This is a genomic window from Luteibacter mycovicinus, from assembly GCF_000745235.1.
In the GTDB taxonomy this organism is placed as follows: Bacteria; Pseudomonadota; Gammaproteobacteria; order Xanthomonadales; family Rhodanobacteraceae; genus Luteibacter; species Luteibacter mycovicinus.
This window is the reverse complement of sequence record NZ_JQNL01000001.1, coordinates 4,080,279-4,105,129: the sequence shown is the minus strand read 5'-3', so window position 1 is coordinate 4,105,129 and position 24,851 is coordinate 4,080,279. Positions and strand designations below refer to the sequence as shown.

At 65.4% G+C, this 24,851-nt stretch carries 32 protein-coding genes; 28 read left to right on the top strand and 4 right to left on the bottom strand.

Going from position 1 to position 24,851, the window contains the following annotated elements; all coding sequences use genetic code 11:
- Window positions 1-4: 4 nt before the first annotated feature.
- Together FA85_RS18400 and FA85_RS18395 are read right to left on the bottom strand one after the other, a co-directional pair.
- A complete protein-coding gene (locus tag FA85_RS18400; RefSeq protein WP_036129281.1) occupies window positions 5-1,042 on the bottom strand; it encodes a phage portal protein in 1,038 nt (345 codons plus the stop codon).
- Window positions 1,042-2,820 carry a terminase large subunit domain-containing protein gene (locus FA85_RS18395; RefSeq protein WP_156110296.1) on the bottom strand — a complete coding sequence of 593 codons (1,779 nt, stop codon included), beginning with the start codon at window positions 2,818-2,820 and terminating at the stop codon, window positions 1,042-1,044. The genes FA85_RS18400 and FA85_RS18395 overlap by 1 nt, the downstream gene beginning before the upstream one ends.
- Before the next feature lie 148 nt (window positions 2,821-2,968).
- Between FA85_RS18395 and FA85_RS18390 the strand changes: the two genes are divergently transcribed.
- The 26 genes from FA85_RS18390 to FA85_RS18270 all read left to right on the top strand — a co-directional run bounded on the left by FA85_RS18390 (window position 2,969) and on the right by FA85_RS18270 (window position 21,713).
- A complete protein-coding gene (locus FA85_RS18390) occupies window positions 2,969-3,775 on the top strand; it encodes a GPO family capsid scaffolding protein (protein ID WP_051974365.1) in 807 nt (268 codons plus the stop codon).
- A 39-nt stretch (window positions 3,776-3,814) separates the two neighbouring features.
- Window positions 3,815-4,828: a phage major capsid protein, P2 family gene (locus tag FA85_RS18385; protein ID WP_036129278.1), complete on the top strand. Its 1,014-nt coding sequence runs from the start codon at window positions 3,815-3,817 to the stop codon at window positions 4,826-4,828.
- Window positions 4,829-4,856: 28 nt separating this feature from the next.
- Window positions 4,857-5,522 carry a phage terminase small subunit gene (gpM, locus tag FA85_RS18380; RefSeq protein ID WP_197056594.1) on the top strand — a complete coding sequence of 222 codons (666 nt, stop codon included), beginning with the start codon at window positions 4,857-4,859 and terminating at the stop codon, window positions 5,520-5,522.
- Between the two features lie 89 nt (window positions 5,523-5,611).
- Complete coding sequence (locus FA85_RS18375) at window positions 5,612-6,091, top strand: head completion/stabilization protein (RefSeq protein ID WP_036129273.1); 480 nt, start codon at window positions 5,612-5,614, stop codon at window positions 6,089-6,091.
- On the top strand, window positions 6,091-6,315 hold the full coding sequence (locus tag FA85_RS18370) for a tail protein X (protein WP_036129270.1): 225 nt from the start codon (window positions 6,091-6,093) through the stop codon (window positions 6,313-6,315). Before FA85_RS18375 ends, FA85_RS18370 begins: the two co-directional genes overlap by 1 nt.
- 2 nt (window positions 6,316-6,317) lie before the next feature.
- Window positions 6,318-6,671: a putative holin gene (locus FA85_RS18365; protein WP_036129268.1), complete on the top strand. Its 354-nt coding sequence runs from the start codon at window positions 6,318-6,320 to the stop codon at window positions 6,669-6,671.
- Between the two features lie 4 nt (window positions 6,672-6,675).
- On the top strand, window positions 6,676-7,224 hold the full coding sequence (locus FA85_RS18360; protein ID WP_036129264.1) for a phage holin family protein: 549 nt from the start codon (window positions 6,676-6,678) through the stop codon (window positions 7,222-7,224).
- The gene (locus tag FA85_RS18355) at window positions 7,221-7,790 is read left to right on the top strand and encodes a glycoside hydrolase family 108 protein (RefSeq protein ID WP_197056593.1); all 570 of its coding nucleotides are present in this window, start codon (window positions 7,221-7,223) and stop codon (window positions 7,788-7,790) included. Before FA85_RS18360 ends, FA85_RS18355 begins: the two co-directional genes overlap by 4 nt.
- Window positions 7,787-8,284: a hypothetical protein gene (locus tag FA85_RS22010; protein WP_036129261.1), complete on the top strand. Its 498-nt coding sequence runs from the start codon at window positions 7,787-7,789 to the stop codon at window positions 8,282-8,284. Before FA85_RS18355 ends, FA85_RS22010 begins: the two co-directional genes overlap by 4 nt.
- Window positions 8,281-8,709: a phage tail protein gene (locus tag FA85_RS18345; protein WP_036129257.1), complete on the top strand. Its 429-nt coding sequence runs from the start codon at window positions 8,281-8,283 to the stop codon at window positions 8,707-8,709. The genes FA85_RS22010 and FA85_RS18345 overlap by 4 nt, the downstream gene beginning before the upstream one ends.
- The gene (locus FA85_RS18340; protein WP_036129254.1) at window positions 8,691-9,161 is read left to right on the top strand and encodes a phage virion morphogenesis protein; all 471 of its coding nucleotides are present in this window, start codon (window positions 8,691-8,693) and stop codon (window positions 9,159-9,161) included. The genes FA85_RS18345 and FA85_RS18340 overlap by 19 nt, the downstream gene beginning before the upstream one ends.
- Window positions 9,162-9,235: 74 nt before the next feature.
- Window positions 9,236-9,826 carry a phage baseplate assembly protein V gene (locus FA85_RS18335; RefSeq protein WP_036129357.1) on the top strand — a complete coding sequence of 197 codons (591 nt, stop codon included), beginning with the start codon at window positions 9,236-9,238 and terminating at the stop codon, window positions 9,824-9,826.
- 5 nt (window positions 9,827-9,831) lie between these two features.
- Window positions 9,832-10,179 (top strand): GPW/gp25 family protein, encoded by a 348-nt coding sequence (locus FA85_RS18330; RefSeq protein WP_197056591.1) that lies wholly within the window; start codon window positions 9,832-9,834, stop codon window positions 10,177-10,179.
- On the top strand, window positions 10,176-11,063 hold the full coding sequence (locus FA85_RS18325; protein ID WP_036129249.1) for a baseplate assembly protein: 888 nt from the start codon (window positions 10,176-10,178) through the stop codon (window positions 11,061-11,063). Before FA85_RS18330 ends, FA85_RS18325 begins: the two co-directional genes overlap by 4 nt.
- Complete coding sequence (locus FA85_RS18320) at window positions 11,044-11,604, top strand: phage tail protein I (RefSeq protein WP_036129246.1); 561 nt, start codon at window positions 11,044-11,046, stop codon at window positions 11,602-11,604. Before FA85_RS18325 ends, FA85_RS18320 begins: the two co-directional genes overlap by 20 nt.
- Entirely contained in the window at window positions 11,604-13,538 is a 1,935-nt protein-coding gene (locus FA85_RS21220) for a phage tail fiber repeat family protein (protein ID WP_051974363.1), read from the top strand. The genes FA85_RS18320 and FA85_RS21220 overlap by 1 nt, the downstream gene beginning before the upstream one ends.
- The gene (locus FA85_RS18310; protein WP_036129243.1) at window positions 13,535-13,903 is read left to right on the top strand and encodes a hypothetical protein; all 369 of its coding nucleotides are present in this window, start codon (window positions 13,535-13,537) and stop codon (window positions 13,901-13,903) included. Before FA85_RS21220 ends, FA85_RS18310 begins: the two co-directional genes overlap by 4 nt.
- A gap of 5 nt (window positions 13,904-13,908) precedes the next feature.
- Window positions 13,909-14,562, top strand: coding sequence for a hypothetical protein (locus FA85_RS18305; RefSeq protein ID WP_036129240.1), 654 nt, complete (start codon window positions 13,909-13,911; stop codon window positions 14,560-14,562).
- 25 nt (window positions 14,563-14,587) lie between these two features.
- Window positions 14,588-15,760, top strand: coding sequence for a phage tail sheath subtilisin-like domain-containing protein (locus FA85_RS18300; RefSeq protein WP_036129237.1), 1,173 nt, complete (start codon window positions 14,588-14,590; stop codon window positions 15,758-15,760).
- A 55-nt stretch (window positions 15,761-15,815) separates the two neighbouring features.
- Complete coding sequence (locus FA85_RS18295) at window positions 15,816-16,334, top strand: phage major tail tube protein (protein ID WP_036129233.1); 519 nt, start codon at window positions 15,816-15,818, stop codon at window positions 16,332-16,334.
- An 88-nt stretch (window positions 16,335-16,422) separates the two neighbouring features.
- On the top strand, window positions 16,423-16,719 hold the full coding sequence (locus FA85_RS18290) for a phage tail assembly protein (protein ID WP_036129232.1): 297 nt from the start codon (window positions 16,423-16,425) through the stop codon (window positions 16,717-16,719).
- A gap of 8 nt (window positions 16,720-16,727) precedes the next feature.
- Window positions 16,728-16,847 (top strand): GpE family phage tail protein, encoded by a 120-nt coding sequence (locus FA85_RS21620; RefSeq protein ID WP_081908603.1) that lies wholly within the window; start codon window positions 16,728-16,730, stop codon window positions 16,845-16,847.
- Between the two features lies 1 nt (window position 16,848).
- A complete protein-coding gene (locus tag FA85_RS18285) occupies window positions 16,849-19,692 on the top strand; it encodes a phage tail tape measure protein (protein WP_036129230.1) in 2,844 nt (947 codons plus the stop codon).
- Between the two features lie 2 nt (window positions 19,693-19,694).
- On the top strand, window positions 19,695-20,120 hold the full coding sequence (locus tag FA85_RS18280) for a phage tail protein (RefSeq protein WP_051974362.1): 426 nt from the start codon (window positions 19,695-19,697) through the stop codon (window positions 20,118-20,120).
- Window positions 20,120-21,181, top strand: coding sequence for a contractile injection system protein, VgrG/Pvc8 family (locus FA85_RS18275; protein ID WP_081908602.1), 1,062 nt, complete (start codon window positions 20,120-20,122; stop codon window positions 21,179-21,181). The genes FA85_RS18280 and FA85_RS18275 overlap by 1 nt, the downstream gene beginning before the upstream one ends.
- A 97-nt stretch (window positions 21,182-21,278) precedes the next feature.
- Entirely contained in the window at window positions 21,279-21,713 is a 435-nt protein-coding gene (locus tag FA85_RS18270) for a hypothetical protein (RefSeq protein ID WP_036129229.1), read from the top strand.
- Window positions 21,714-21,778: 65 nt separating this feature from the next.
- On the opposite strand, the gene FA85_RS18265 is transcribed toward FA85_RS18270, so the two are convergent.
- On the bottom strand, window positions 21,779-23,347 hold the full coding sequence (locus FA85_RS18265; RefSeq protein ID WP_036129226.1) for an MASE1 domain-containing protein: 1,569 nt from the start codon (window positions 23,345-23,347) through the stop codon (window positions 21,779-21,781).
- Window positions 23,348-23,462: 115 nt separating this feature from the next.
- The gene (locus FA85_RS21215; protein WP_081908600.1) at window positions 23,463-24,266 is read right to left on the bottom strand and encodes a LexA family transcriptional regulator; all 804 of its coding nucleotides are present in this window, start codon (window positions 24,264-24,266) and stop codon (window positions 23,463-23,465) included.
- On the opposite strand from FA85_RS21215, the gene FA85_RS18255 reads away from it, so the two are divergent.
- Both FA85_RS18255 and FA85_RS21615 read left to right on the top strand, forming a co-directional pair.
- Window positions 24,265-24,483 carry a hypothetical protein gene (locus tag FA85_RS18255; protein WP_036129221.1) on the top strand — a complete coding sequence of 73 codons (219 nt, stop codon included), beginning with the start codon at window positions 24,265-24,267 and terminating at the stop codon, window positions 24,481-24,483. The two genes, FA85_RS21215 and FA85_RS18255, sit on opposite strands and share 2 nt — an antisense overlap.
- Window positions 24,484-24,486: 3 nt before the next feature.
- Window positions 24,487-24,822: an Ogr/Delta-like zinc finger protein gene (locus FA85_RS21615; protein ID WP_081908599.1), complete on the top strand. Its 336-nt coding sequence runs from the start codon at window positions 24,487-24,489 to the stop codon at window positions 24,820-24,822.
- Window positions 24,823-24,851: the final 29 nt, after the last annotated feature.

The following is a 24,851-nucleotide window of genomic DNA, read 5'->3' as shown; positions in this document are numbered from 1 at the left end:
TCGCTCAGGCGACATCCGCACCCGGATCTTGAAACTTGAAGGCCTCCGCGCCGAGCTGGGCATTTAACGCGAGCATGCGTTTCTGGATCGGGACGATTTCGTTGGCATAACACACCTTCGTCGCCTTCTCCACATCACCGAAGCCGCCGGCGTTCGTCGGCACCACACCAAGGATCTGAGGCGGCACGCGGTGGGCCGCCAGAATGTCGTCGCGGCTGACGTTCTTGATGGCCGCGAAGTCGTCCTTGGCCGCGACCTCGCTCACCGGAATCATCTGCATGCCGTCTTTTTTGCCGCCCGGCGCGTAGAAGAACAGGTTACGGAAATTGCCCGGACCCTTCGAGTTGCGCAGCGCCTCGCGCAGGCTGTCAATGTCCTGCGTGTTCGCTGCGGCATCGGTCAGGTACAGGATAAATCCTGCATGGGAGCCGTTGTCGTAGTACTTGCGACGGAACAGCGTCGCGGAGCGGTTGAGCTGGGCCGAATGCAACGCGCTCATGTACTCGGGCACGCCGTAGATTTCCTGCTTCACGTCGGTATCGTGCAGGTGCACCACCTTGCCTACGTCGAAGGCGTGCTCAATCCCGGATTCGGGCACAAAGTAGAAAGCGCCGGGATCCACGCCCACTCGCGTCTGCATTGCCGGGCTACGCTTGAGCTTGAGCAGGCGGCCTGACAGTGCCGGCACCTCCTCGAGGTAGGCATTGGCGAAGACCATGTAATCCGTCGCAAACGCGGCGAATTCGTGCGTCGACAGGAACGAGGTCTCCTGGAACGAGGCCACCAGCAGATTGCGCTTGACGTAGATCGCCGACGCATGGTGTGGCGCCACGCCCATCATGTTCGCCAACCCGCGCGGGTTGATCGGCGGCTCGTACCAGCGACCGTTGTTCACCAGGTCGGAGTACTCCATCAGGCTGGCCCGGTCGATCATCTCCGGCTCGCCGAAGGTGAACGTCTCGAAGCGGCCGCCATCGGCCGCCGGCGCGGTCGGCGGCAGCGCGGACGTAAATCGCGGATTGGGACGCTTGCGCTTGGCCATCAGTCGTAAATCTCCATAAAGCTCTGGTTGGATGCCGATCGACCTTCGAGCGGCTCGTGAATAAGGGTGTGCATGACCGCCCAGGCGAGGTCAGCGTGGCCGACCGCCTCGGAGCGACCTGCTTCAAACGTCACATGGCGGCCGCTGGCCGTCATGGTTTTGCGGATGGCCATAAACGCCGCGGCGAGGTCGGTCCAACCGGCGTCCCACTCCAGGCGCCCCTTGTTCATCACGTCGGTCGCCTTCATGACCATCCGCGCCTTGACCTCAGGCGAGTACTGGATCGCTCGGGCCGCGGGGAAGAACTGGCGCACGAGCTGGTAAACACCGATGCCCATGCCGGTGGTGTCGATTGCGATATCGGCGACGTTGTAACGCTCGGTCAGCGCCTTGATGGAGGTGGCCTGCGCGTCGAAGTCCTGCCCGGCCCACTGAAATTTCTCCAGCACCCGGAATCGCTCATCGCTCTGCGTCGGGAGCGCCGTCACCGTGCATCCCGACGGATCACCGCCGGCGGTGCCCTTGGAAGGATCGAAGCCGATGCCCACGGGGGCGTCGCCGATGATCCGCGGTGCCTCGAAGCGAACGTCGTCCCAGACGTCCCAAGTGTCCACCATGCATCGCTTGATGAGCGCGAAGGTGAATGCCGCCGCCGCGTCGTCAATGAACTCGCACATGAGCAGCTGGCGAAACTTCTCGTCGCTGTAGCGGCGGCGCAGCTGTTCCAAGTCGAAAAGATCGCAGCCACCGGCCACGGCGTCTTCGATCGTGACGATTTGGCGGTACATGCCATCGGCGCAGCGCATGCCCTTCGCCAGGGCGCGATGGCTGACGTCGATATCGATGCGATCGGCCTTCGCGCGGCTGGCGTTGTACTGCGCGCCGCTCCAGAACGGATAGGCATCGTGGCTGAGCGCCGAGGGCGTCGAGAAGTAGGTCTCCCGCCACTTCTTATGCATCGCCATGCCCGAGGCGAGCTTTTCCAGCTGTTCGAACGAGTGCACCCAGAAAAATTCATCGAAGTACAGGTTGCCGTGGTAGCCCTGAGCGGTGCGGGAGTTGGTGCCCAGGTAGTACAGCTCCGCGCCGTTGCCTAGCTTGATGGGCCGGTCGCGGCCGCCGGCAAGATTCATGTCCAGCACTTCGCGCACAAAGTCCTGCTGGTAACCGCGGAAGACGTTGGCCTGCGATCGGCTGGCGGACAGGAAAATCTGGTTTCGGCCCGTCTCCAGCGCGTCGATCAACGCCTCGCGGGCAAAGTAGTACGTCGCGCCAATCTGGCGCGATTTCAGAATGATCCGCGTCCGCTCGTTCTGCCCGGCCTGGTACCAGTGCCGCTGATAGTCGTAGCTGGCCTCAAAAAAGGCCTCGCGCAGCTTGGCAATCTGTTCGGGCGTGAACGCGTTTGGCTCGGCTTTGCGCTTTGGATCCTTGTTTCGGTTGGCGACGGCAGGGTTGAGGTCGCCCTCGTGTCCGCCAGGTGCCTCATAGCGACGCACGCGAGCCAGACGTTCCATCTGCCGCCCGAGCAGGTCGATTTCCTTGAAGTCGTGAGGCGACTTGTCCTCTTTCAGGATGAGCATGCACAGGCGGGCGTCGAGGCAATCCTCCGTCCGCTGTAGCGGTGTCGCCGATGCCCAACCCTCCCGTTGTTTCCATGACTCCACCGTCGAACGTGGCTCGCCTAGGCGATCGGCGATCGCCGTCACGCCGTGACCGGCGAAGAACAGGTGGCGTGCCAGGCGGCGCGGATCGATGTCGGGAACGGTGGGCAGCATGGCCGACAGCGTAGGCAGCGGCCACGTCCTAATCCCGCGCGAGATGTTCTTAAAGCCCACTCCTAGAACAAGCGCTCGTTGCCGCGCGAAAGGGGCGTGCCGATGCTGACGGCCTACTCACACCCATCACGATTCGAGGCACCGCAGCATGGCCGACAAGACCAAGAAGTCGAAGAAGTTCCGCATCGCTACCGAGGGCGCAACCGTCGACGGCCGCACCATCGAGCGCGACTGGATCCAGCAGATGGCGGCCAGCTACGACCCGGCCAAGTACACCGCCACCATCAACATTGAGCACATCCGTGGAACGCTGCCGGATGGCCCGTTTCGCGCCTTCGGCCAGGTGGCAAGCCTGAGCCAGGAGGACAACGCTGCGGGTAAAGCCGAGCTCTTCGCCGTGCTCAATCCCACCGACGACCTGGTGGCAATGACGAAGAAAGGCCAGAAGGTGTTCACCTCGATCGAGGTCAACCCGAAATTTGCCGACACCGGCAAGGCCTATCTCGTCGGTCTGGCCGTGACCGACAACCCGGCCAGCCTGGGTACGGAAATGCTGGCGTTCTCCGCCGGCAATCCCGCGGTCAGCCCGCTCACCGCCCGAAAGCAGCATGCGGATAACTATTTCAGCGTCGCCATCGAGGTCGACATCGAGTTCGAAGACGAGCCGGCCGCCGTCGGCGAGGGCTTCCTGTCCCGCTTCCGCTCCATCCTCAGCAGGAAAGCCGCAACCGATGATGGTCGCTTCAACGCCCTCGAACAGGCGATGACCGAAGTCGCCGAGCACGGTAGCGCGCAGAGCACGCAGACGGCCAAGCAGTTCCAGACCGTCGATGAAAAGACCGAGGCGCTGACCAAGCGCATCCAGGATCTCGAATCCAAGTTCGACGCCGCTCCGGGCAAGACGGTCGAGCGCCCGCGTGCCGACGGTCCCGCAACGGTTGTCACCGACTGCTGATCGAGCTCCACCCACCCTCCCCCGCCCCCTGAGGATTCCATGCTCAATCCGACCCGCCTTGCCTTCGCCGCCTTCTGCGCGCAGCTGGCCACGCTCAACAGCGTGGCGCATGCGACCGAGAAGTTCGCCGTGTCGCCCACGATCCAGCAGCGCCTGGAAACCCGCATCCAAGAGTCGAGCGACTACCTGAGCCTCATCAACATGATCGGCGTGACCGAGAAGTCGGGAGCGAAGCTAGGCTTGGGCGTCACTGGCCCGGTGGCCAGCCGCACCGACACCACGCAGAAGGACCGCAACCCGCGTGACGTGTCCTCGCTGACCGAGCAGCTGTACAACTGCGTCAAGACCGATTTCGACACGGCATTTCCGTACGCGCTGCTCGATGCATGGGCGAAGTTCCCCGACTTCCAGAACCGTCTGCGCGATGCCATCATCCAGCGCCAGGCGCTCGATCGCCTGACGATCGGCTGGAATGGCAAGAGCATTGCCCCGGCCACGGACCTGGCCACCAATCCCCTCCTGCAGGACGTCAACAAGGGTTGGCTACAGAACCTGCGCGAAGGTTCGCCCGAGAATGTCATGGCCACCGGTACCAAGCAGGCCGGTCAAGTCCGCGTCGGCCCCGGTGGCGACTACGAGACGCTGGACGCGCTCGTGTACGACGTCATCACGATGCTGGACCCCTGGCATCAGCAGAACACTGGCCTGCGTGCCCACGTGGGCCGCAAGCTGCTCCACGACAAATATTTCCCGGTCGTGAACCGCCAGCAGGGCGCTCAGGACGAGCTCGCCTCCCAGCTGCTCGTCAGCCAGAAGTCGATCGGTGGCCTGCCCGGCCTCGTCGTGCCGTTCTTCCCGGACAACGCCGTGCTGGTGACGATGCCGAAGAACTTGTCGCTGTACTACCAGGACGGCGCCCGCCGCCGTCAGGTGATGGACGAGCCCAAGCGCGATCGCATCGCCAATTACGAGTCGAGCAATGACGCGTATGTGGTCGAGGACCTGGGCGCAGCCGCCCTGGTGGAAAACATCGTCATCGGCTCGTGGGTCTGACATGACCTCCCCCGCGCAGGCTCACAAGATGCGCGTCCTCGCTGCCCGGGCTACCGCTAACGCGGTGCCCGGGCAGGTCGTGGACCGCCATACCTCCGACGCCCACCGCCTCATCCGCGCCAAGCTGGACGAGGACCGTCGGCGACTGAAGGCCATCCAGTCCCGGGAAGCGAAGATCTCCTTGAAGCGCGAGCTGCTACCGGACTACGCCGACTATGTCGGCGCGGTGATCGGCTCAGGCGTCGGCGTGCAGGACGAGGTGCTGTCCTACATCATGACCTGGCGCATCGATGTGGGTGACTTCGACGGCGCATTTGCGATCGCCAAGTACATCATCGAGCACAAGCTTTCCACGGCAGAGCGCTTCAAGCGTACCCCTGGCACCTTCGTTGCCGAGGAAACCGCTATCGCCGCCCTGCGTGCCTATGCACGCCAGGAGACCTTCCCGGTGGCCACACTCGAGGCTGCCCACGAGCTCACCGAATCCTGCGACATGCCGGACCAGGTGCGCGCCAAGCTGCTCTTCGCCACCGGCCGACACCTCATCGAACACGATCCCTCGCGGGCCATTGCGCTGCTGCGCAAGGCGGTCGACCTGCACGAGGCGGTCGGCGCTAAGAAAGATATCGAGCAACTCGCCGCGCGCCTGCGCCGCGAAGGCTCCAACGAACCGCCGTCGTCCGACGGCACCTGAGCTCCCCCCGGCGCACGGCGGCACGGGTGGCGATCCAGCCTTTCAGGCCCCGGTGACCCACCCGTCCACCGCCGTTTTAGGAACCTCGCATGTCCAGCCTTGTCGCCAACGGTGGCGCCGCCCCCGTCAGCAACCCCGCACCTGAGCCGCCCGTCGTCAACGACGGCTTCTGGCCGGATATCGACGTGGCCCAACTGCGTGCGGAGTCACGCCTGACCGGCAACGTCACCCCGGAACGGCTGCGTGCCGCCACAATCGACGCGGTACTGAGCGTCAACCAGGAACTGGCCGTCTATCGTGCGCGCATGCGTGCCGAGGGCTGGGAGTACGCCGCCGATATCGGCGAGACCATCGCCGGTGCCAGGGCCCTGGTGCATCGCTACCAGCGCGCGGTGGCCAGCACCGTGCAGGCGAGCCTCGCCGAGAGTTACCGCGATTGGGACAACACCCGCGCCGGCGACTTCCGCGCCGACTTCGAGTCGGTGGCGGCGGACGATTTCCGGCGCAATGCGCGCTGGGCCATCTCCGACATTCTGGGTGTCGGCCGCTGCACCGTGGAGCTCATCTAATGACCGCCGAGGCGGACGTGGTGCGTGCTCGCCAGGGTGACACCGTGGACGCCATTTGTTGGCGCGAGTTGGGCGCCACACGCGGCGTCACCGAGCAGGTGCTGGAACTCAACCGCGGCCTTGCCCGGCTGGGCCCGATCCTTCCCGAAGGCACCCTCGTCAAGCTGCCGGCACGCGCAACCGTCGCGCCGGCGGTGCTCCCTCTTATCAACCTGTGGGATTGACCATGACCGAACCCGCCACCACCGCTCTCGCGCTCACGGCTACCGCCGCCACCGCCACCGCGGCGTCTGCCCTGGTGCCTGGCGTGGACGCCAATGCGCTCATCGGCGCCATTGCCGGCGGCGCACTGTTCGTTACCAGCGCCCGCGACCTGTCGCTGCCAGTCCGCGCGACCTACTTGCTGGTCAGCATCGCCGCCGGCTATGTCGCCGCGCCCGAGGTCATCCAGCGTCTACCGCTGCATAGCACCGGCGTGGCGGCTTTCCTGGCCGCCACGCTCGCCATCACCGTGACCACCCAGATTATCGATCGCGTCAAGGCGTTCGATTTCACCAGCATCCTCAAGCGCGGAGCCTGATCCCATGGATATCCTGATCCTCCTGGCCGCTTTCGCCCTAGCCGCCACCTTCACCCTCTTCTGGACCCTCGGCCTCTTCGCCGGTCGCTCGCCGCCCTGGCGCACGTTGTGGGTCGGTGTGGCATCGCTCGGCTACGTCGGCGCGCAGTGCCTCGTCGCCGTGGGAAGCACATACCAGAGCGCGATTCTGGAGAACCTGGCGGCGGCGTGGATGCACCTGCGTGGTGTCAGCGTCTGGTCGATCGTCATGCTGCTATCCGCGCTCTTTGCTACGGGGCGACTGCTTACCTTTCGCCGCGGCGACTCTCGGCATCGGCAGGTGTATGCCTGGCTGTCGTGGATCCTGGTTCTTGCCCTGTCCGCTACGTCGGCCAAGCTCATGTTCGGCATCAAGCCGCCCCCGGGGCCGGTGGAAAGCCTCGCGGTCGCGTGGTTCGCCTGGCGGATGGATCGGCACAAGGGCAACCTCGCCCACTACGCCCGTGAGGTGCTCGCCTCGATCGCCCTTGCCCTGATGGGCCTCTCGCGCCTGATCCATGGGCGGCTGCCGTGATCGACCTGGCCGAGCAGCGCATCGCGCGCATCATCGACAGCGTGCTTGCCGCGGAAGGCGGCGGCACGTACACCAATAATCCGACCGACCGCGGCGGGCCGACGCGTTACGGCATCACCGAGCGGACGGCCCGCCTGGCCGGCTACACCGGCCCCATGCAGGCATTACCCGAAGCGACCGCACGAACTATCTACCGGCAGCAGTACGTCACCGTGCCCGGCTTCGACCAGATCGTCGCCATCGATCCCGACATCGGCGCGTTGCTGGTGGATATCGGCGTCAACATGGGCCCGGCGCGTGCGGCGAACTTCCTGCAGCGTTGGTTGAACGGCTTCAACGTCGGCGGCACGCGCTACGCGGTTCTCAAAGTGGACGGGAACGCCGGCGCCGTCACACGCGACGCGCTGCGCGCCTTCCTCCGTTGGCGTGGCCCGCTCGGGGCCGCGGCGCTTCTGCGCGCCATCAAGGGCGTCAGGGACACCGCTTACCTTGCGCTGGCCGAGTCGGACCCCGCGCAGCGCCAGTTCCTATACGGCTGGATCAATCGTGGAGCGCCCGCGGCATGAAGACCCTGACCATCGCCCTTGCCGCACTGCTCGCCGGTTGCTGCGCACTGCTGTGGTGGCAGCATCACGACAACACATCGCTGTCGGCCAAGCTCGCCGCCGCGTCGACGGCCGCGATCGCGGCGGACTTCGAGGCCTCCGCCGCGCGTGCCGATGTGGTGCGCATCACCGCCTTTGTCGATCGCGTGCGCGTCGTGCACGACACCACCGCCACCCTTCGCCAGGAGATTCCCCGCTATGTCACGCCGACTGCTGATCGCCGTTACCTGCTCCCTAATGGCTTTGTCTGGCTGCACGACGCCGCGGCCGCTGGTGTGCCCGAGGTGGACGCCACCGGAGATCCTGATGCGGCCAGCGAAGCCGTTGCAGCCTCTCAAGCCCTCGACATCATCGTCGGCAACTACGGCAGCTGCCACGAAACGGCCGAGCAGTTGAGCGCCCTGCAGGACTGGGTACGCGGCCACATCGATCCTGACATGGCGCCCGCGCGATGAAGAAGATGCAGCGGTTCCGCGAAGCGCTCCTGGCGTCGTGGCCCGACCTTGCCGCCAACCCGGAAAACGTGGCGATCTTCGCCGAGCGCGGCCGCGTGGTATCCGGCGGATCGCCCGGGCGCGGGTTTGCGTACCACTACCAGCTGACCGCGATCATCCAGGACTTCGCCGGCGACGTGGACCGGGTAGCCGATGCGGCCCTCCGATGGATCCGCGCCGAGATGCCCGGTCTGCTGGCCAACCCGGAGCTCGCCGAGAAAGCCCTTCGCTTCGAGGTCGAAATGATCACGAGCGAGCTGGTGGACCTCAAGCTCGAGCTCGACGTACAGGAAGCGATCGCCGTCGACGCCGCCGGCACGATCACCCACCCGCCCGAGCCACCTGATGACCTGATGGAGAATGTCCTGTGGCAAACGGCGACCTGAACCAGCTGGAGCTATGGGCAGGCTCGCTGCTCGCCAAGCTGTCGGCCTCCGGTCGCAAGGCGCTCACTCGTCTGATCGGCCGCGACCTGCGCCAGTCGCAGGCGCAACGCATCGCGGCGCAGAAGGAACCCGACGGCACGCCTTACACGGCGCGGAAGGCGCCGTCGAAGAACCTGCGCGGCAAGCGGGGTTCGATCCGCCGCGGCAAGACCACCATGTTCGCGAAGATTCGCACCGCGCGCTGGCTCAAGATCAATGCCGACATCAACGGCGTCGAAGTCGGCTTTGGCGGCCGCGCCGCGCGCATCGCCCGGGTTCACCAGGAAGGCCTCGAAGACAAGCCTTCGTCGGGTGCGCGCGAGGTTCGCTACGCACGCCGCCAGCTGCTCGGCTTCTCGCCAGCCGACCGCGAGATGGTGCGCAACCATATCCTCGACCACCTGAAGTCCTGATCCGTTGTTCTAAAACACCGCTTTAGAACACGCGCCGCGTGCGCGGGCAAATGCCATTGGCGAAGCTGCCGGGCATGTCCTCCGACCTTGCCCGCACCCAGGCCAACCTCATCCGGTACGGTACGGTTCAATCCGTGACCATCAAGCCCGCACGCGTGCGCGTGCAGGTCGGAGGACTCCTTACTGCGCCGCTGCCGTGGCTCGCGCCGCGCGCCGGCAAATCCCTTCGCCAGTGGTCTCCCCCAGCCGTTGGCGAGCAGGTGCTGGTTCTCTCCCCCTTCGGTGACCCGGCCAGCGGCGTAGCCCTTTGCGGCATCTTCTCCGACGCATTCCCCGCACCCGAGGGCGCCACAGCGGACAACGTCGTCATGGCCTTCGGCGATGGCGCCGTGCTGCTGTACGACCAGGTGAAGCACCTGCTCCAGGGCGTGCTGCCCGGCGGCGGCCGCGTCGAAGTCAGCGCACCTGGTGGTTTCCTCTTCACCGGCGACGCGACGCTGGACGGCAACCTTGCCGTGACGAAGAACGTCAGCGTCGACGGCGACGTGCACTCAAAACAGACGGTCACGGGCGACACGGACGTTATCGCGGCCGGTATCAGCGGCAAGGGCCACAAGCATCCCGGCGTGCAGGCCGGCTCCGCCACCACGGCCGCGCCGCAATGACGGGAATGGACCACTTCACCGGCGCGGACACCGCTGAGTACGAAGACGTACGCCAGTCGATCAACGATATCGTCTGGACCCTGATCGGCACGCGCATCGCACGGCGCGATTACGGCTCATGGGCACCGGCGATGATCGACGCGCCGGCCAACGCCGCCAACCGCACGCTGTTCTATTCCGCCGTCGCCACGGCGCTTCGCCGCTGGGAACCGCGCATCGCCGTCAAGCGCGTCGCGCTGGTCGCCGCTGACGCGTTCCAGGGCGCGTTCGAGCTGATCATCGATTCGGTGCTGACCGACTCCGGCGCGGCGCAGAGCTTTCGCCTGGCGATCGCCAAGGGCGCGAACGCATGACCGACGCCATCCAGCTTAGCAAGCTGCCGCCGCCGGACGTGGTGGAGACCCTCGATTTCGAGACCCTCTACGCGGCCGCCAAGGCAAAGTTCAAGGAGCTCAAACCGGATTTCAATATCGACCTCGAGTCGTCGTCGCCGGCGAAGATCTTGCAGGTGTTTGCCTATGTCGCGATGAATCTGCGGCAGCACGTCAACGACGCCTCGCGGGCGAACATGCTGGCTCAAGCCACCGGCAGCAACCTCGATAACCTGGCCGCCCTTCTGGGTGTGCTCCGCCTGGTCATCACCCCGGCCGATCCCGCGAACGGCATTCCCGATGCGGTGATGGAGTCCGACGACGACTTCCGCGATCGCATCACCCTGGCGCCGGCCTCCTTTTCCGTCGCCGGCCCCGAGGCAGCCTACGAATTTCATGCGCGCAGTGCGTCCGGCGACGTGCTCGATGCCAGCGCGACCAGCCCACAGCCGGGCTACGTGGTGGTGTCCGTCCTTTCCCGTACCGACGACGGCACGGCCAGCGCCGCCTTGCTCAACACCGTCAATGCCACGGTGAGCGCCGAAAACGTGCGGCCGCTGACCGATTTCGTCACCGTGCAGTCGGCGGAAATCGTGCCCTTCGCCTTGCAGGCACGGCTATGGTCGTTCGCCGGCCCGGATTCCTCCGTGGCGCTGGCCGCGGCCGCGGCCAATCTCGATGCCTACCTCGCCGCCTCGCGCCGGCTGGGCCGCGATATCACCCTCTCGGCGCTGTATGCCGCTCTGCAAGTGCCCGGCATCCAGAACGTCATCATCGATTCGCCGGCCGCCACCATCGTGGTCTCGGATACGCAGGCCGCGTATTGCACCGGCAAGCAGCTGACCTATGAGGGCATCGGTGAATAGCCTCCTGCCCGCTAACGCGACCGAGCTCGAGCGCGCCCTCGAACAGGTGGGTTTGTCCCTGCTCGATTTGCCGGTCGCCATCGGCACCCTGTGGAACCCGGACACCATCTCCGCCGACCTGCTGCCGTGGCTCGCCTGGTCGCTCTCGGTGGACTCGTGGAAGCCCTATTGGTCCGAGGTCGTCAAGCGTAACCGTGTCAAGAGCGCGATCGACATTGCACGCCGCAAGGGCACGGCCAAGGCGGTACGCGATGTCGTGGAATCGTTCGGTGGCCACGTCGAAATCACCGAGTGGTGGCAGACCACGCCGATGGGCGTGCCGCACACCTTCTCCCTGATCCTCACCGTCCCGACCCAAGGCGGCCAGCAGGCGTCGGCCGAGTTCGTGGACGACATCATCGCCGAGGTCCGGCGTGCCAAGCCTGCCCGTTCGCACTTCACCTTTACCCAGGGCATGCAGTCCATGGGCGGCGTCGGCCTGATCGCCGCCGCGCGTCCGCTGTCCTATCGCCGCCTTTCGTTCAACGGAGTCTCGTCCTGATGGCCGCCCTCGTGCTGACAATCACCGCGGCCGGTCGCGCTGCCCTGCGTAACGCCGCCGGCAACGGCACTAACGCCGTACTGGTGGCCACCGCTGGTATCACGTCGACCGCGTTTGCCCCGGGCAACCCGCTCCCCGACGAAATCAAGCGCATCGCCACCATCGCCGGCGGTGCCACCGCCGCCGATACCATGCACGTCACCATCAGCGACACCACGGACGGCGCCTCGTACAGCGTGCGCGGCTTCGGCATCTACCTGACCGACGGCACGCTGTTCGCCTCCTACGGCCAGGCGGACGTGATTGTCCAGAAGTCGGCTCAGGCGGCCATGCTGCTTGCCGTCGACGTGCAGTTCGCCGACGTCAACGCGACGCAGATCATCTTCGGCGACGCCAATTTCAGTAATCCGCAAGCCACCACCGAGCGCCTGGGCGTAAGCGAGCTGGCCACCGACGACGAAACCGTCGCCGGCGCCGACAGCACGCGCACCGTGACACCGAAGAGTCTCTTGGCCGCGCTCAACGCACGTCTGGGCCTGGGCGCGCCAACTGACTTTGTGAAGTCGCTGCTGACGATTGCCAAGGTCGACGCCTTCCGTCTGGCCCTGGGCCTCAAGGCGGCCGCCACCTTCGATACAGGGAGCGGGAACGGCCTTGACGCCGACCTGCTCGACGGCAAAGAAGGCGCGTATTACCGATCGTACGCCAACCTTACCGGCGTGCCGGCGGCGTTCCCGCCCGCGCCCCATACCCACGACGCGGCCGACATCACCACGGGCATCCTGCCGCTCGTCCGTGGCGGCACGGGCCTGGGCGCCGTGACTGCGGGGAGCTTCCTGACCGGTTCCGCCAAAGCAGGCGATCCGCTCGTGCCGCGCACCCCGGCTCAGGTGCTCGCCGATATCGGCGCGGCGGCCAAAGTGCATTCGCACGCAATGACCGACGTGATCGGCTTGAACGATGCGCTGGATGGCAAAGCGGCGAAAGTGCACACGCACGTTATCGGCGACGTCACCAATCTTCAATCGACGCTCGACACGAAAGCGCCTATTGCCAGCCCAACCTTCACCGGCCTGGTGCAGAACACCGCTGGATCGCTCTCGCAGTCCGCTAACGCTGGGCTTGCCACGTGGCGCACTGCCGTAAGTGACAGTAACTCCGATGCATTGCGCACCGTTGCGTGGCGGACGTCGAGCCCCACAAACGGATGGGACTCGGTTTTTTGGCGAATGGAGCGCCTTGTGGATTCGTCCTCGCAGGCGTGGCTTGACTTCGGCGCGAGCAGTAACAGCGTCGGCTTCTTGATGCGCTTTGGCTACGGCAGCAGCTCGTTTGGATACGTCGACATCGGTACCAACTGGTTCTTCCAGACCCCGACAAATCATGTAGGCGCGGCCGCGTTCTACGCGGCGGACAACACCTTTACCAACGGGGCACCATTTCGCTTTACGGGCATGGGTGCGAACGGTGCCATGTATTGGCACGGTTACAACGGCTCCGGCGACGACTTGTGCAGCATTCAGCGCCAGAACGCGAACAGCTCCTACGTGCTCAACTGGAACGGCCTCATCAATGTAACGCAGTGGTTCAACTACTCCGACCGCCGCCTGAAATTCAACATCAAGCGCAAGGCCGTCACGCGCGGCCTGGCTCTTCACATCGCCAAGGGCTATTCGTCCTGGCAGATGAAAGCCGATGGCTCGTACGGCGAAGGCGCGATCGCGCAGTGGGTGCAGAAGAAGGCGTCGCACCACGTCAATGAGACCGAAACGAAATCGAGCGAGAAGGGCGCGCGGTCCAAGAAGCGCTTGACCGTCAACAACCTCGGCATGGCCGTGGAAATGGGCGCGGATAACGCGCTCCATATCAAGGAACTGGAGAGCTACATCGCGAAGCTCGCCAAGCGCATCGACACACTGGAGGCCCTCAAATGAATCCCCGCACCGAAACCATTGCGGAAGGCATCGTCCGCGAAATGATCGCCGAGAACACCTATCTGTTCTACAACCCGGAGTCGCAGGCCGCTACGGTGCGTTTTCAGTCGCGTCCGCATCTGTTCCAGAACGAAAAGTGGCTGTCGATCGGCGGCGACTGGTACAACCTGGACAAGACGGTCTACGAGATCGCCCCGCGCAAGTTTGGCGAAGGCCTTGTCGACCCGGTGACCGACGCCGATCTCAGTAACGTATCGGTTGGTGGCATTGTGCTGCTCATCAAAGCCGCCTATGCCGCGCTCTACGACGAAGCCTACGCGATCGTAGCGGCATCCATGCCGGCCGTCCCGGGCAGCGAGGGCTGACCGATATGCCTGGCTACAAGGCTGCTGGCAACGACCTCGAAAACCTGTATGACCCCGACGTTGTCGGCAACGGCTATCTCGCCGCAGGTCTGAAGGTGGGGGGCAACGCCGGCACGAAGTATGCGTCGGCAGCGTACGGCACACCCGGCCCCTACAGCGGTTTCAACGCTTCGGGCGTCGGCGACGTCGGCAAACAGTGGGCGGCCAAGGGAACGGCTGTCTACGCGCTGTCATGCAACGGCCAGACCTTCAACGACAACAACCAGTCGCGTGGCGGAGCCGGGTTCAGGTTCCTGGTCTCCGCGAACGGGACGTGGCAAGTGCAGCGGTGGCGCAGCACCTCCGACATCACGACAGTCGCATCGGGCACCTGGCTCACTGATGGGTCATCCGCATCGCAGTGGTCCTGCAGCTTCGATTACACGCTGCAGAACCAATCGACCGTCGGCAACGCCTCGAACGGCATCGACTGTGACTCGCCCAACAACGGCAATCGCTATGCGATGACGGCAGACCATTACTGCCGCGCCTACGCACAGGCACAGCTGACCGGCACCACCGCCTCCTCGAGCGCAACCATCGTCCTGCACCTCTTCAAGGACGGGGTGAAGCGCTCGGACACCACGATCTACACCAACCAGAACGTCAACGGCAACTGACCGCCCCACGAAGCGAGGACCCCTCATGGCCACCGAATACCACCACGGCTCGCGCACCGACGAATCCTCGGCCGCACCGCTCTCCGTTACCACCGTCTCCACCGCCGTCATCGGCATGGTCTGTACCGCTTCCGACGCCGATGCTGCCGCGTTCCCGCTGAATCAGGCGGTGCTCATCACCCAGCCCAAGACGGCGATCGCTAAGGCCGGCGTTGCCGGTACCCTGGCCAAGTCGCTGTCAGCGATCGCGGACCAGGTGACCTGTCCTGTGATCGTGGTGCGCGTGGAGGAAGGTGCCGACGATGCGGCGACCAGCGCCAAGATCATCGGCGGCGTGGATGCGTCCGGCGCCTACACGGGCATGCAGGCGCTGCTGACGGCCGAAGCCAAGCTGGGTGTGCGCCCGCGCATTCTGGGCGTGCCCGGCCACGACCTGCTCGAGGTGACCACGGCGCTCGTCATCGTGGCGCAGAAGCTCCGCGCCTTCGTCTATGCCAGCTGTGGGGCCTCGGACAGCGTGGCCAACGCCCTTCTCTACCGCAAGGGTTTTGCCGCCCGCGAGCTGACGCTCATCTGGCCGGATTTCACCTATTTCGACCCGGCCAAGGCCGCGGCCGCCAAGGCCATGACCATCGCCATCGCCCTGGGCCTGCGCGCGCAAATCGACCAGGACATCGGCTTCCACAAGACCCTCTCCAACGTGCCGGTCAACGGCGTCACGGGCATCGATCGCGACGTGTACTTCGCCCTGCAGCAGACCGGTACCGACGCAGACCTGCTGAACGCCCAGGGCATCACCACGCTCATCGGCCGTGAGGGCTTCCGCTTCTGGGGCTCGCGCACGTGCGATTCGGCGACGTACATCTTCGAGTCCTACACCCGCACGGCGCAGGTGCTGGCCGACTCGATGGCCGAGGCTGTGTTCCCGTACATCGACCAGCCGGCCTCGGCGATCCTCATCCGCGAGGTCATCGACGGCTTCAACCGCAAGATCCGCCAGATGGTCCGCGAGGGTGAGATCCTGGGTGGCAAAGCCTGGTTCGATCCGTCGCTCAATTCGACCGACGACATGAAGAACGGCCGGTTCGCCATCTCCTACGAATACACGCCGGTGCCGCCGTTCGAGCAGGTCACCAACAAGCAGAGCTTCACCGACACCTACTTCGCCACGCTCTCGGCCGCGGTGTCGGTCGGCTGATCCCCTCGCCGGCAGCTGACCCTGCCGGCACCTTCCTCGCATTGGAGATACACCCATGAGCCTCCCCCGCGTGCTCAAGAACTACAACGTGTTCCAGGACAGCGACAACTGGGCTGGCCTCATCTCGTCGTTCACCCGCCCCAAGCTCACCCGCAAGACCGAGGACGTGAACAACGGCGGCATGGCCGGCCCGGTCGAAATCGACATGGGTCAGGACAAGGTGGAGTGCTCGTTCTCGGGCAACGGCTTCCTGATTTCCGCTCTGCGAGCGTACGCCGCGACGACGGTCGATGCCGTGGGTCTGCGCTTCGTCGGCGCGTACCAGAACGACGCCACCGGCGCTTACGATTCCGTCGAGGTCTACGTGCGCGGTCGCTACAAGGAAATCGATCCGGGCGATGCAAAGACCCAGACCGTCGGCGACTTCAAATACACCATGCCGTGCGCGTACTACCGCGAGACCATCAACGGCAAGGTCATGATCGAGTACGACGCGCTGAACAACATCCTCATCGTTGACGGCATCGACGTGCTCGCCGCCCAGCGCGCGGCTATGGGTTCCTGGATCGTCTAAACCGACTCGCTGCCCCGGCAGCGATAGCGCGCCTCCCTCACTCCACGGCGCCCGCACCCGAGCGCCACACCTTTCTCAAGGAACACCCATGGAAATCGTGCAGAAGACCGTCACCCTCGAAACCCCGATCGCCCGCGGCGACGGCCAGCTGACCCAGATCATGGTCCGCAAGCCCACTGCCGGCGAGCTGCGTGGCACCTCGCTCATCAACCTGCTCAACATGGACGTGGCCGCCCTGGAAACCGTCCTGCCGCGCATCACCGTGCCCACGCTTACCAAGCCCGAGGTCGCCGCGCTGGATCCGGCCGACCTGGTACAGATCGCCACGGAGGTCTCCGGTTTTTTGTTGACGAAGCAGGCGAAGGACTCATTCCTGACCGCGTAGAGGACGTGATGGCGGATCTCGCCGTCGTCTTCCACTGGGCGCCCCGCGACATGGACAGCATGGGGCCTGCCGAACTCATGGTGTGGCACGAACGCGCCGTCGAACGCAGCGGCGCGAAACAGGAGTGATATGGACCTTAGCCTCAAAGTGCTGCTGTCGATGGTCGAGAAGGTCACCGCGCCGCTGCGATCCATCAGCGGCGAGTCGGGCAAGACGGCCAAGGCGCTCAAGGAAACCCGCGATCGCCTGCGCGAGCTGGAGAAAACGCAAGGCACGGTCAACGCGTTCAAGAACCTCAAACGCGGCACGGCCGAGCTCCAGCGCGAGCTGAAGACGGCGCGCGACAATCTCAAGGCGGTCACGGCAGCCCACAACGCCGCCGTGAACCCGACGAAGAAGCAGACGGCAGCATTGGTTCAGGCCAAGGCCGCGGTGCAAGGTGCGGAACGCGCGTACAGCGCGCACGCGGTGAAACTGCGCGAAGTACACACGCAGATGGCATCGGCCGGGGTCAACACGAAGAAGCTGGCCAGCTTCGAAAAGCAGCTGCGCGCCGATATCGAGGGCACCAACGCCGCTCTCACCACGCAGAAAACGAAACTGGGCGCCATCAGCGAGCAGCAGCGCCGGATGGGCGCCGCGCGATCGCAAATGCAGCAATCACAGGCCACCGGCGCCCACCTGGCCGTGGGCGGTGCCGCGGCACTGGCCACCGGCCAGGGCGTCATCGCGGCCGTGCGTCCGACGATCGATGAGGCCAAGGCCTTCCAGGTGCAGGTCTCCCAACTCCGTGCTCAGGGCATCGGCGACGCCGCCGTGGCCGATGCGGTGAAGTTCGCCCACGGCATGGACGTGATCGGGTCGAGCGCCACGGACAACCTCAAGCTGGTGAAGGAAGCCAACAGCGTCCTGCGCGACATGCACGAGGCCGAGCAGGTCGCGCCCTACCTTGCCCGCATGAAGTTCGGCATCGAGGCCGTGATGGCACAGGGCGGCCATGGCGAGGGACATGGGCAGAATGCCGAGACCATGTTCATGGACCTGCTCAAGGTTGCCGAGCTGCGCGGCGCGGCGAAGAATCCGGAAAGCCTGAAACGCGTGCTGGACTTCGCCACGCAGGCCTACGTCGGCTCGGGCGGCCTGGTGAAGCCCGAAGACCTGCTCAACATGATCAAGACCGGCGGCGTCGCGGCCAAGCAGCTGGACGACACCTCGTTCTTCTTCGGCCTGCTGCACACGATGCAGGAAATGGGCGGTCACCGCGCCGGTACCGGTCTGGCCACCGGCTATCAGAACTGGGCCGCCGGGCGCTCCACCCAGCAGTCGGCCGAAGAGCTCTACAAGCTCGGCCTGCTGAAAAAGGATTCGGTGCTGTACGGCACCACGGGCCACGTGAAGAAGGTTTTGCCCGACGCGCTCAAGGAAGGCGAGCTCTACCGCAGCAACCCGTTCGAATACCTGATGACGCGCGTCATCCCCAAGATCAATCCGCACGGCGCGCTCTCCGACCAGCAGGTCGTCAGCAAGATCAATGCGCTCTTCTCCGGCCGCAAGGGTGGTGACCTGTTCGCCTCGCTGTATCTGGAGCGGGCCAACATCGCCAAGCACCTGGCGGCCGTGCCCAAGGCCTACGGCGTCAATGCGCTGTACGACGAAGCACGCGGCACCGCCGGCGGGATGGAAATCGACCTCGAGGCGAAGAAGCGGGATCTCTATCGCGAGCTCGGCACGCAGGTGCTGCCCATGTACGTGGCCGGCCTGAGTAAGCTCGTGGCCATCGTGCGGGGCCTGAACCGGTTCGCCGAGGCGCACCCGCGCATCGCCAAGGCGTTTACCGTTACCGCCGGCGGCTTCGGCGTGCTGATGACCGCCGCTGGCGGACTGATGATCGCCCTGGGCGGTTTGCTCAGTCAGCTGGCCATGCTTCGCTTCGCCTTCAAGGCTGCTGGCATTCGCCTGGCGCTCTCCCGCATCCTGGGTGGCGCGGCCGCGGCTACGGGGTCCGGCGCCGCGGCCGCCTCCACGGCCACAGGCGGGGCGGCACAAGCCGGATTGCTGTCGCGGGTGGGTGTTGCTGCGCGCGGCGTGCTGATGGGCATCGCAGGCGCCTCGATGACGACCGTCGCCATTGTCTGCGGCCTGATCGTCGTCGTGGCCGCCGTGGCGCTGGCCGTCCGCAAATACTGGGGTCCGATCACCGCCTGGTTCGAAGGCGTAGGCCAGGGTATCGCTCAGGGCGTGTCGCCAGCGCTGGCCAGCGTGAAGGTCGCCCTCGCACCGCTGGCGGATGCGTTCGGCGTGCTGGCCGGCTGGTTGCAATCGGCCTGGCAGTGGTTTACCCAGCTGATCCAGCCCGTGCAGGCCACGACGCAGCAGCTGGACGCCGCGCGCGCCAATGGCGCGGGTTTCGGCCGGGTCATCGGCGCCGTGATGGGTGGTGTCATTGAAGCGATCACCTTCGGCGTCCGCCTCTTCGTCCTGCTGGGCCAGGCGATCGGTACCGCCGCGGGCTTCGTGGTCACCAGCTGGGGGCCGGTGCGGGATTTCTTCGCCGGCCTGTGGTCGTCCGTGCGCGATGCCGCGGCCGCGGCGTTGGGCTGGATCGAGTCGAAGATCCAGGCGGTGCGTGGCGTGATCGAGCGGCTGTACGCGATGTGGCAGAAGATCAACGGTGGATCCACCACGAGCCCGGAGCCGCTCCAGTGGATCATGCCTGGCGACAGCGATCGCGCGCGGCAGATCACCGAGGCGATCGCCCGTAATCCGGTCGGCAGCGGCGGCGCCGTCGGCGGCAACATCGTTAAACCCCAGGCGATCCCGATGCGCGGCGGTGGCGGCGACACCTATCAGGTGCACGTCGACGCACGCGGCATGTCCCACGAAGAGGCTACTCGCGCCGTAAACGATGCGTTCGCCAACGAGCGCCGTAAACGCGCTGCCGAGTCGCGCTCCAGTTACCACGACAAGGATTGACCATGTACATGCTTGCATTGGGGCCCTTCCCGTTCGGCACCTCCACGGCCGGCTACGACAAGCTGCAACGCTCCATGCAGTTCAAGCACGCGGCGGCGGTGCGTGTCGGCGACCGCGACGCCTACCAGAAGCTCGGGCCCGGCGAGGAACAGATCAACCTCGCCGGCACCGTCGCGCCGAGCGTCACCGGCACGCTGGCCTCGATCACACGCCTGGAGGACATGGGTCGCGGTGGCGAGGCCTACCTGCTCGTGGATGGCGCCGGCTACGTCTACGGCACCTACCACATCGACAGCCTCCAGACGACGCAGCGTGGCCATTTCGCCGACGGTACGCCGCGCCTGGTCGAGTTCTCCCTGACGCTCACGCGCGACGACAGCATGCCCGCGAACGAGAAGCCCGAAACCAGCCAGCAGGCCGCGAAGTAATGGCCGACGCCAATGCCCTCACCCGGGCGAACTACCGCGTCACCATCGACGGTACCGACCTCACCGACCGCCTGCGCCCGCGGCTCTCCGAGCTCACCATCACCACCAGCCGCGCCGGCCATGCCGACCAGTTGGACCTCTCGTTCGATGCCACCGACGGGCGCCTGTCGCTGCCCAGGACCGGCGTCACGGTGGCGGTGATGCTGGGCTTCGATGGCAGCGGCGTGCAGCTGCAGGGCACGTATGTGGTCGATGAGATCGAGCACGCTGGCACACCGGACATGATCACCGTGCGCGGTCGCAGCGCGAAGCTGGCCAGCGGCATCAACACCCGCAAGGAACGCAGCTTCTCAAATACGACGATCGGTCACGTGGTGAAGGTGATCGCCGGCGAGAACGGCCTCACGCCTCGCGTGTCGCCGGCGCTGGCCAGCGTCACCGTCGAACAGATCGACCAGACCGAGAGCGACATCGCCATGCTGCGCCGCCTGGGCGAGATGTGGGATGCCGTGGCCACGGTGAAGAACGGCTATCTGATCTTCGGGCCGGTCGGCAAGGCCACCACCGTCAGCGGTACGACGCTTCCCACGCTCACCCTGACCCGCGCGACCGGTGACCGTCACCGCTTTCATCAGGCCAAGCGTGACGCCTACACAGGCGTACGCGCAGGCTGGCACGACGTCGACGCCGCACGAGGCAAAACCGCGCTGTCTGGCGAGAAAGGACATATCAAGGTGCTGCGCGGGAAATACGCGAGCCCGGCCGAGGCCAAGCGCGCGGCGGCCGCAGAAATGGCACGCATCAAGAGGGGCGCGGCCACGTTCGAACTCGAGCTGGCTGCCGGCCGCCCGGACCTCGTGCCGGAAATGCCCGTGACGCTGCAAGGATGGGGTGAAGTCATTGGCGCGTTCGAGTGGATCGTGGCCAAGGCGACCCACCGGCTGACCGGCTCGGGCGGTTACACCACGCACGTCGAGCTAGAGAATAAGGCCGCGGCCAGCGACCACCCGGCGCAGGATGAAGACGACGAAGCGACCGACGACACCGAGGCCGCAGCCTAAACAATTCAAGCGCGTCGGCGTGGCAGACTTCGCCCGCACCCGAGCCAGGAACGACAGTGCCGGCGCACCACGTGTCACTACCAGGAGATGAGCGTTCATGAAATCGATTCACACACTCGCGGCACTGCTATTGCTCGCACCCCTCACCGCCAGCTGGGCCGCGGAGCCGGTTTGCTGCGCTTCGGGCGACAACGGCAAGCCCAAGGGCCGCGCCGCCGTAGCCAGCTCGAGTGAGCTGGGCAAGACCAGCCCGGCCAGCAGCAACCTGAGCCTGTCGCCGGAGTACCAGGTGTTCGAGTTCACCCGCGAGGGTCTGCGCTACGTCGAGGTCGCAGATGCGGCTGGCGTGCCGCGTGCAGCCTTCACGATCGTCAGTGGCTCGGTACTGGCCCTGCCGGTGGGCACGGATGCGGTACAGCAGGTCGCGATCGCGCCCGCCTGGACGGACGTTGTGTACGACGACGGCACAATCACGGTGGCTCGTCGCGTGGAGAGCGATGGCGTGCTCGTCTGGCAGGTCTTCGTGAAATAGCGCCGGCGCGTGCGAATGAAAAGGGCCCGCATTGCGGGCCCTTTTTTTGTGACTACGCATCAGTGTCAGTGCACCGTCGCGACCTCGCGCAGCAGCCGAACGTTCGAGGGCAGCGACACATCCTCAAGAGCCGCCGACGGCGCGGGCGCTTCGTCCAGAACGATGAGGCGCATACGATAACCACGGGTGTGCACAGAGCCGCCGTATGCGGCGACGCGGTTGCGCAACTGAGCCAGGCGAGCGCGCTGTGACGAGGACCGGCCGGTAACACCCGGTTCGATCGCGCGAATGGCCATGCTCACCGCACCACGGCCGTCGGCCTTGCGCCCGCAGTGAATCCGTACACTGACCGACGTCGGGTCCAGCGATGCCAGATGATCGATCGCCTCGCCCAGGACACGGTACGCGGCTAGGTTCGTTTCCATGGCCACGGTGAACGGCGAGCCGGTAAGGTCAAGGTGAAAGGGCACGGCGCCGAAATGGGCGACAAAAGCCTCCGACTCCAACGCGGCAAAAAAACCAAAGCGCTCCAAGGTCAGCGGGTAGATGCTGTCGATGACCTGTCGCTCAAACTGCGATGACTGCGTGTGAGCCATGCCGACCAGGTTCATGGCCGCCTCGGCCTGACCGTGCTTGCGAAGCAGGTTCAACACCGGACGCATGCTTTCGCGCGATTCGCGCTGCAGGGCCTCGGCGCGAAGCGCGGAATCACGCTGCCGACGCTCCTGCGCCTCGAGGTGCTCGCGGACGAGACGCCTCTCGTCGGCCGCATCCGCAACGATGGATCCCATGGTGACGGACACAGGATGAAGCCGGGCGCCCAGCACGAACAACGACGCGGCTACGAAGGCGAAGGCTTCCTGCATCAATAGCGCCGGGCCATCGACCTGACCGGCATCCTGATGAGGGATCGTCGCGAAGAGCGCCACGTTGGCTGCGATCGAACTGACCGCTGCGCCCTGCCAGCCGTGGCGAAACGTCAGAGCCACTGACGGCAGCAGCATGCACAGGCGAAGCGCCATCAACGCGGTGACGTCATCGGGCGAAGCAACATACACAGCGCTGGCCAGCGCTACGCACACCAGAACGGCGCAGGCCGACTCCACCGCGAAAGGACGCGCAAGGCGCCGTACTGCGATGCATCGTGCGACGACAGGCAGGCCGAGCGCGGCGAGCAGAATGCCCTGCAGGTGACCCAGCGAGTAGACAATGAGGTCGCCGTAGACCATTTCGCCGCCGCCCGCCCGCAGGTAGGCCGACACCGCCTTGTTCGCCACGCTCACCAATTCCGCGGAAAGGATGCCAGCGACGACGAGCGCCACAGCGTCAGTTGCGGAGCTCAGTGTGGGCAACGATGTGGCGCGACGCACCTGCCGGACGATCACCGCCACGATGGGCCACGCCAGGACGGTGCTCGCCGCGTAGTACAACCAACCGTACTCGGCAGCCATACGGACGCGGAACGTAGACAGCGCCGCCACCTCGCCAACAAAGAGCGCGGGCCACAGCCGGTATGGCATCGCGAGCAGGGTGGCGAAGCGCAACCCGGCCGGCAGATACCATTGGTCGTTCGATGCCTCGCGGAGGCACAGGTACGCTGCCATGTATGCAAAAGCGGCAGCGATGTTGATCATGACCTTGGCTGGCCACCCGATGCGTTCGCACCAAGTCCCCCAAGCGTCCCTTGCACGGTCGATCATGGATAGTTTCTGCTTAGATTCCCCAAGCGGAAATATACACCCACGTCCCTCAGATTGCGTCTACGACACGGCCGCCAATCGTGAGGTTCTTATACTCGGGACCGGTGACGTCGCGACGTTGCTCAAGCTCGCTGTCACCGCGCAAGCGGTACTCGTTGTGCCCGATGATGAAGATGCGGCGGACGTTGACACGACCCCACAGCTGCACCACATAGGTCTCGCCATCCACGAGGTCTTCGTGACGCGTGACTGATGTATCGACCAGCAGCACGCTTCCTTGAGGCAGCCGCGGCGCAAGAGCGTCGGTGGGATTGACCATCCAGCGCAGCGCACCGATGTCGGCAACGATCGCGCGACGCCGCACGACGAGTTCAGGGAGCACGAGCTGGTCAGGGCCGCTGGAAGCATCAAAGCCGAGCAGGCGCGGCACAGTGACGTGCCCGCTCGGTACTACGGCGCCGTCGTCCAAGACCGTGGCAGCTGCACCGCGCAGCGGTTCCCCCTCGCCAAACACCAGCCAGTCCATCGAAACGCCACGCTCGACGGCAAGCTCCAGGCACGCGTCTAGCGGCTTGTAGTCGCGGGCGCGCCAGTTATTGGTCGACTTCCTGCCCAGGCCGAGCTTCTCGGCCAGTGCCACATCGGTGGCCACGCCGAAGACCTGCTGCATCCGGTCGATGATGTCGCCGGCGTCCGGCGCCGGCCGCGAGCCGGACTCGACAGGAGCGAAAAAGCCGCTCTTCGAGGAATGTGATCCGCGCATTGAGGAAGTTCCACGGGTAACATGTTGCAATCCCTCCCCCTGAGGGATAGCATGGCAATTGTTAGCCACATTCACATCGTAACCCAGCATGTCCAATTCCTCATCAACTCCGAAACGTTATGCCCCACGTGGCGACAGCCAGTACGTGCGCGTCGCGTTCAGCCTCGATCCGCAGGAACGGGCCGAAGCGGAGGACCTGGCCGAGGCGGCAGGCATCACCCGCGGCGCGTTGCTGCGTGAAGTCTACCTGTTGGGCATTCCCCTTTACCGCGCACAGCATCCGGCGAACACGCCGAACGAGGCTTGAACGATGACCGCTCGCCGTCAGCGACCCGGACATAACTGCCCCCATTGCCAATCGCGCGCCACGATCTACTCGTCGCGCCGGTTGAGCCCCTTGGTCACCGAGCAATATGCACAGTGCACGAACCTGGCGTGCGGATGCCAGTTCGTCATGCAGCTGGGGATCGTGCGTATGACGATGCCCAGCGCCACGCCGAACGCGGAGATTAATCTTCCGCTCGTCGCGCGCCGTGACAACGACATTCTCATCGCGCCACGGAAATCCGCTCCGCGCAAGGTGAGCCCGACCATGCCGGCCATGACCGTCATCGACGGCAAGATCGTGCCCGTCATCTACCGCTGACCGAGACCACAGGGGGTACCGTGTCCACC

Bases quoted from the DNA above. Each gene is read 5' to 3' on its own strand.
- FA85_RS18400 (WP_036129281.1), bottom strand. From the start codon at position 1,042: ATGGCCAAGCGCAAGCGTCCCAATCCGCGATTTACGTCCGCGCTGCCG.
- FA85_RS18395 (WP_156110296.1), bottom strand. From the start codon at position 2,820: ATGCTGCCCACCGTTCCCGACATCGATCCGCGCCGCCTGGCACGCCAC.
- FA85_RS18390 (WP_051974365.1), top strand. From the start codon at position 2,969: ATGGCCGACAAGACCAAGAAGTCGAAGAAGTTCCGCATCGCTACCGAG.
- FA85_RS18385 (WP_036129278.1), top strand. From the start codon at position 3,815: ATGCTCAATCCGACCCGCCTTGCCTTCGCCGCCTTCTGCGCGCAGCTG.
- gpM (WP_197056594.1), top strand. From the start codon at position 4,857: ATGCGCGTCCTCGCTGCCCGGGCTACCGCTAACGCGGTGCCCGGGCAG.
- FA85_RS18375 (WP_036129273.1), top strand. From the start codon at position 5,612: ATGTCCAGCCTTGTCGCCAACGGTGGCGCCGCCCCCGTCAGCAACCCC.
- FA85_RS18370 (WP_036129270.1), top strand. From the start codon at position 6,091: ATGACCGCCGAGGCGGACGTGGTGCGTGCTCGCCAGGGTGACACCGTG.
- FA85_RS18365 (WP_036129268.1), top strand. From the start codon at position 6,318: ATGACCGAACCCGCCACCACCGCTCTCGCGCTCACGGCTACCGCCGCC.
- FA85_RS18360 (WP_036129264.1), top strand. From the start codon at position 6,676: ATGGATATCCTGATCCTCCTGGCCGCTTTCGCCCTAGCCGCCACCTTC.
- FA85_RS22010 (WP_036129261.1), top strand. From the start codon at position 7,787: ATGAAGACCCTGACCATCGCCCTTGCCGCACTGCTCGCCGGTTGCTGC.
- FA85_RS18345 (WP_036129257.1), top strand. From the start codon at position 8,281: ATGAAGAAGATGCAGCGGTTCCGCGAAGCGCTCCTGGCGTCGTGGCCC.
- FA85_RS18335 (WP_036129357.1), top strand. From the start codon at position 9,236: ATGTCCTCCGACCTTGCCCGCACCCAGGCCAACCTCATCCGGTACGGT.
- FA85_RS18330 (WP_197056591.1), top strand. From the start codon at position 9,832: ATGGACCACTTCACCGGCGCGGACACCGCTGAGTACGAAGACGTACGC.
- FA85_RS18325 (WP_036129249.1), top strand. From the start codon at position 10,176: ATGACCGACGCCATCCAGCTTAGCAAGCTGCCGCCGCCGGACGTGGTG.
- FA85_RS18320 (WP_036129246.1), top strand. From the start codon at position 11,044: ATGAGGGCATCGGTGAATAGCCTCCTGCCCGCTAACGCGACCGAGCTC.
- FA85_RS21220 (WP_051974363.1), top strand. From the start codon at position 11,604: ATGGCCGCCCTCGTGCTGACAATCACCGCGGCCGGTCGCGCTGCCCTG.
- FA85_RS18310 (WP_036129243.1), top strand. From the start codon at position 13,535: ATGAATCCCCGCACCGAAACCATTGCGGAAGGCATCGTCCGCGAAATG.
- FA85_RS18305 (WP_036129240.1), top strand. From the start codon at position 13,909: ATGCCTGGCTACAAGGCTGCTGGCAACGACCTCGAAAACCTGTATGAC.
- FA85_RS18300 (WP_036129237.1), top strand. From the start codon at position 14,588: ATGGCCACCGAATACCACCACGGCTCGCGCACCGACGAATCCTCGGCC.
- FA85_RS18295 (WP_036129233.1), top strand. From the start codon at position 15,816: ATGAGCCTCCCCCGCGTGCTCAAGAACTACAACGTGTTCCAGGACAGC.
- FA85_RS18290 (WP_036129232.1), top strand. From the start codon at position 16,423: ATGGAAATCGTGCAGAAGACCGTCACCCTCGAAACCCCGATCGCCCGC.
- FA85_RS21620 (WP_081908603.1), top strand. From the start codon at position 16,728: ATGGCGGATCTCGCCGTCGTCTTCCACTGGGCGCCCCGCGACATGGAC.
- FA85_RS18285 (WP_036129230.1), top strand. From the start codon at position 16,849: ATGGACCTTAGCCTCAAAGTGCTGCTGTCGATGGTCGAGAAGGTCACC.
- FA85_RS18280 (WP_051974362.1), top strand. From the start codon at position 19,695: ATGTACATGCTTGCATTGGGGCCCTTCCCGTTCGGCACCTCCACGGCC.
- FA85_RS18275 (WP_081908602.1), top strand. From the start codon at position 20,120: ATGGCCGACGCCAATGCCCTCACCCGGGCGAACTACCGCGTCACCATC.
- FA85_RS18270 (WP_036129229.1), top strand. From the start codon at position 21,279: ATGAAATCGATTCACACACTCGCGGCACTGCTATTGCTCGCACCCCTC.
- FA85_RS18265 (WP_036129226.1), bottom strand. From the start codon at position 23,347: ATGATCAACATCGCTGCCGCTTTTGCATACATGGCAGCGTACCTGTGC.
- FA85_RS18255 (WP_036129221.1), top strand. From the start codon at position 24,265: ATGTCCAATTCCTCATCAACTCCGAAACGTTATGCCCCACGTGGCGAC.
- FA85_RS21215 (WP_081908600.1), bottom strand. From the start codon at position 24,266: ATGCTGGGTTACGATGTGAATGTGGCTAACAATTGCCATGCTATCCCT.
- FA85_RS21615 (WP_081908599.1), top strand. From the start codon at position 24,487: ATGACCGCTCGCCGTCAGCGACCCGGACATAACTGCCCCCATTGCCAA.